The organism is Thalassospira sp. UBA1131 (assembly GCF_002311515.1).
In the GTDB taxonomy this organism is placed as follows: Bacteria; Pseudomonadota; Alphaproteobacteria; order Rhodospirillales; family Thalassospiraceae; genus Thalassospira.
This window is the reverse complement of sequence record NZ_DCAO01000130.1, coordinates 4,392-8,708: the sequence shown is the minus strand read 5'-3', so window position 1 is coordinate 8,708 and position 4,317 is coordinate 4,392. Positions and strand designations below refer to the sequence as shown.

The 4,317-nt window shown below is 55.5% G+C and carries 4 protein-coding genes and 1 tRNA gene (1 of these 5 cut by a window edge); 1 reads left to right on the top strand and 4 read right to left on the bottom strand.

Translation table 11 applies throughout. From position 1 onward, the window contains the following. Window positions 1-46: transfer RNA gene (locus B3Z49_RS21180), tRNA-Ser, on the bottom strand (it extends 94 nt beyond the left edge of the window). Window positions 47-328: 282 nt separating this feature from the next. Here B3Z49_RS21180 and B3Z49_RS21175 point away from each other — a divergent pair. Beyond that, window positions 329-550 carry a hypothetical protein gene (locus B3Z49_RS21175; protein WP_008890757.1) on the top strand — a complete coding sequence of 74 codons (222 nt, stop codon included), beginning with the start codon at window positions 329-331 and terminating at the stop codon, window positions 548-550. A gap of 157 nt (window positions 551-707) precedes the next feature. Here B3Z49_RS21175 and B3Z49_RS21170 read toward each other — a convergent pair whose 3' ends face one another. From B3Z49_RS21170 to B3Z49_RS21160, 3 genes are all read right to left on the bottom strand, one after another. Next, window positions 708-1,886: an MFS transporter gene (locus B3Z49_RS21170; RefSeq protein WP_296994636.1), complete on the bottom strand. Its 1,179-nt coding sequence runs from the start codon at window positions 1,884-1,886 to the stop codon at window positions 708-710. A gap of 49 nt (window positions 1,887-1,935) precedes the next feature. After that, window positions 1,936-2,970 carry a GlxA family transcriptional regulator gene (locus tag B3Z49_RS21165; RefSeq protein WP_296994635.1) on the bottom strand — a complete coding sequence of 345 codons (1,035 nt, stop codon included), beginning with the start codon at window positions 2,968-2,970 and terminating at the stop codon, window positions 1,936-1,938. A 132-nt stretch (window positions 2,971-3,102) separates the two neighbouring features. After that, window positions 3,103-4,317: hypothetical protein (locus B3Z49_RS21160; protein ID WP_296994633.1), on the bottom strand; the 1,215-nt coding region annotated here is incomplete at its 5' end.

Here is a 4,317-nt window from a genome sequence, read left to right as displayed (position 1 = left end):
TACTCCCTTAGCAGGGGAGCGCCTTCAGCCACTCGGCCACTTGCCCTTTATGCCCTTGGTGTTCCCTGCGGAACGACGCCTTTCTTAAACATCGCCATGGCGCATGTCAATGCCCGAAACCGGCGTTAAGGTCGTTTTCTTTTTAACAGTCCTGCCAAATAAAACCAGCAGCTTTTTGCCTGCATTGCTCACTGCATTTCCCGGTTGATTGGGAAAAGAGTCTTCAAACCATCACATGGCTGTCATCGGACAGAAAAAAACAGCTGTCATAACGGTGTGGTCGATTGGTTTTTCACCGTCTTTTGACGTAAATGCTGGTTGGAGAAAAATGCGTACGATCTATCAAAGCACGGATGATCTCGGTCATACCCTTCGCGCCCTCAAGATGACCAAGGAAGGTCATAACGACCCTGTTTACATGGGGCTGGTCATTCAGGACCGAGAAGTCCTGTTCCGTACCCGCGAAAACAGTTCACGCGATTTCGTTTTGCAGAAGATCAAGGAATTCGTCGCAGGCAACGCGACAAGTTTGGTATCCCAACCGGCCTGATGGTCGGTTTTTTATTGCCTGTACACATGAACCCGACCCGTTCTCGTCCATCCCGAACGGCTTGGGATGCAAGCGATTTCAGTCGCGCCGGGGCGACGATCCCCGTTCGCCCTGCAACTTCACCGCCGGTCGTCTTGACCGGCGGTTTCTTTTGATTTCAGGTGCCTACGGTTGCTTGCTTTGCGGCATATCCCCGCCACATCAAAATCAGTGCAATGACCAAAACCGGTAGCACACCAAAGTTGATCAGGCTCCAACCGGCACCGGCGATCAATGCCCCGCTGGCAATTGTGGCGACTGTCGCCGTCCCACTGTTGCCAAGTTCCATCAGGCTTTGCGCATGCCCGCGTTCCGCCGCATCATGCCCCTCGCCCAGCATCGTTGTTCCCGCCAACAGCATCATGTTCCAGCCAATCCCCAGAAGGAACGAACTGATCAGAAAAGCGGCAACCGAAATGCCCGAAACGGCAACGCCAACACTTATTACCAGTGCAAATGCCCCGAATGATGCGACCCGGCGTGGCCCAAACCGGTCGATCATTGGCCCGGCAACGAAGGCCGGCAAGAACATTCCGATCAAATGCCAGCGGATCACGTTGGCCGAAACATCCACATCAAAGCCACAATATTTCATCGCAAGCGGTGTCGCTGTCATGACAAGGACCATAATACCCTGCCCGGCGGCACTGATGGCGATTGCGCCGCGGATGACCGGGCGGCGCAACAGATCGGACATGACCGCCCGGCTCGACCCGGCACGTTGCGGAATGCCACCATCTGGCAACATGATCATCAAGGATGCACCCAAGGCCGCCAGACCTGCCAGTGCCACATAGGCCCCGGCAAAAGGAACCGGAAGTAAACCTTGGCTCGCAACAGCAATCTCAGGAGCAATTAGCGCGGCCAGAACACCCCCGCCCAGAACAAGAGCAGCAGCACGCCCCTTTTCGGATGGCGCGGCAGTTTCCAGCGCCGCGTAACGGTAATACATAGCCGACGCCTGATAGGTGCCAATTAGTGCGGCGGCAAGCGTGACCAGCCAGAACGATCCGATATAGATGCCGTAAGCCACCATCAGGCCACCCAAAACCCCAAAGAGTGCCCCGACAAACAACCCAACACGTCGGCCACGACGCTGCATCAACATGGCAAGCGGATGAACAGATACGAGATTACCGACCATAAGCATTCCAAGTGGCAAAGTTGCCATGGATGGCGCGGGGGCAAGCGATACACCGACGAGCGATGTCAGCGTAATGCCGATCAGTGAACAGGACCAATACAGCGCTTGTGCGAAGAAAAGCAGACGCAATGATCCATTGGTCAGCAACAACATGTTCCCAACTCCTGAAATTCAGACTGTGATGAAAGCCGTCAAACCGTCGCTAGTTTGCGGTGACTAATGATTTGCGGGCAAAGCGCTCCGCATATTCCTGGGGACTGACAGAAAGATGGCGCTGAAACGCCCGGCGCAGCGTTTCCGGATGCCGGAAGCCGCACAACTCGGCAACTTGCCCAATCGCAAGGGCCTCGTCCTGCAACAGCGCACGGGCGGCTTCTACCCGAACCCGTTCGACATAACGCGCCGGGCTCATCCCCAGATCACGCGCAAACACCCGCGAAAAAGTGCGCGGTGTCATACCAGCACGTTCGGCCAGCGTTTCAAGTGACAAATCCTTGGCGATATTGCCGGGCAACCATTCAAGCAGACTTGCAAGCCGTGCTGTGGCACCTGTTTCAGGGATCAGGTAGGCACTGAACTGTGCCTGCCCGCCGGGCCGTTTGAGGAACATCACAAGCCTGCGCGCAACGGACAAGGCCAGGGCACGCCCAAAATCGGCCTCCACAATCGCCAGTGCCAGATCAATCCCGGCGGTGACACCAGCTGATGTAAAAACGTGCGGATCGCCATCGAGGCCCGCGGGATCATAGCTATGCAGCCGATCGCCCATCATTTGGATTGCCGGGTAATCGCGTGCCATTTGCTCGCAACGCGACCAGTGGGTTGTGGCCATTTTGCCATCAAGCACCCCGGCCTCGGCCAGAATAAGTGCACCTGAACAGATTGAACCCAGTCGTGGCACGATGCCTTCGGCCTTTCTGACCCAATCAAGGATTTGCGGTTCTTTGCATTCTGTCAGAACACCGACACCACCTGGCACCAGCAGAGTATCGACCGTGTCCAGATCAAGGTCACGCCACGCCATATCGGCATATATTCGCACACCACAGGATGTCCGTACCGGCCCACTCGCCCCGGCGACAACGATCCCTTCGTATCCTTGTGGCCGTCCCAGCGCGGAAAGCTCGTCATTTGCCGAACCGAACACCTGAAGCGGTCCGATGACATCAAGGCTCATGACACCATCAAAGGCATGGCAGACGACTAATTTTGGGGTGTGGGGTGAGTTGGACATCATCGTAGCTCCTTGTCAGAGAGACATCATGCCCAATCCCGAATGTGGCAACAATGACAAACACCCCACGAATCTCGCCAACCGGCTTTCGTGGGGTGTTTTGATCATTCAACGCCCAAAAAGGATGTATTCGGGTCAGAACCCGCTTCGTTGCAACAATGCATAGAAATCGCGGATCGTGCCTTCCTTGGTCGTCATGTCCTTGATGTCATCGACCAATTTGTCGGTAAAGTTGGGCTGTTTCAGATACCCGACCACCCTTTTACGGGCCATAGCAGCCGATTTGCCCTCAATCAGAACACCGCTTGAACAGAATTGAACCAGCATATAGGCGCGTTTGCGCAGGTGCAGAGACGGATTATCAATGCGTTCAATCACCTTCTCGCGGACAAGATACTCTGCCAGTCCGTCATCAAGCTTGGCGCCGATTTCGGCCTTCTGCTCATCAGGAACGTTTGATGCCGCAAGCACGTCGTTCATATGTTTGACGGTCGCCATTTTGTCGCGTGGCTTAGCGTCCGGCTCACAGAACGCGCGCAAAGCACGCATATCACCAACAGCGTCGCGCATCATTTCGTAAAGTTCGTCGGCAAAGTCTTCGACAATCCCGCTATTGGCAACCGCGATAAGCCAGGTCAGCTTCCGGAAGTTGGGGATCAGACGACTGTTGATTTCTGCAACACCTTCGATCAGTGCCCTTGGACCGCCAACATTGCGCAACCGAGCACCACGCTCGGCAATCGCGCTGACCATCGGCGTGCCATAAATCACGCCTTGCTCTGTGATCAGGCGTTCAAGGATCCCGTCGAGCGGATCCGGATCGCTTTCGTGGCGTTGCAGGCTATTGGCACTGCGCAGTTCACGAACGATGTAATCAAACATCGCTTCCTGACTGTTGGCCAAAAGGCCAGACCCAAACAGCGGGTTCAGAAGTTCCAGAATGTCATCGGCAGCACCGCGATTACCTTTTGCCCGACCAAGTGCGAGATCAATGTGCAGGGTCACCGCTTCGCCAAAGCTGCGCGAACCGCCAAGCAGTTCCTTGAGTGCGACGGGAGAACCGAGAATATCGGCAATCACGTCATCAATCATCTTACGGGCGGCTTCGTCCTTTTCATCGCCCTTGACCTTAAGCGCAAGGTCAAGCTTGCCAACCCAGTTACGGGTCGAGGAAAGCACACGCGTCAGCGCGACCATGGTCAGGAAGTCGGTATCTTCCGCAAGGTTGAGGCGTCGGATTTCGTCACGCACTTCCGAAATGGTGGCGTCTTCGAATGCCGGCAGATCGACTTTTTCAACTTCGCGGGCGCGCGCAGAGAGCTGCTCAATCGCGCCATGAAGGTTGTTCAT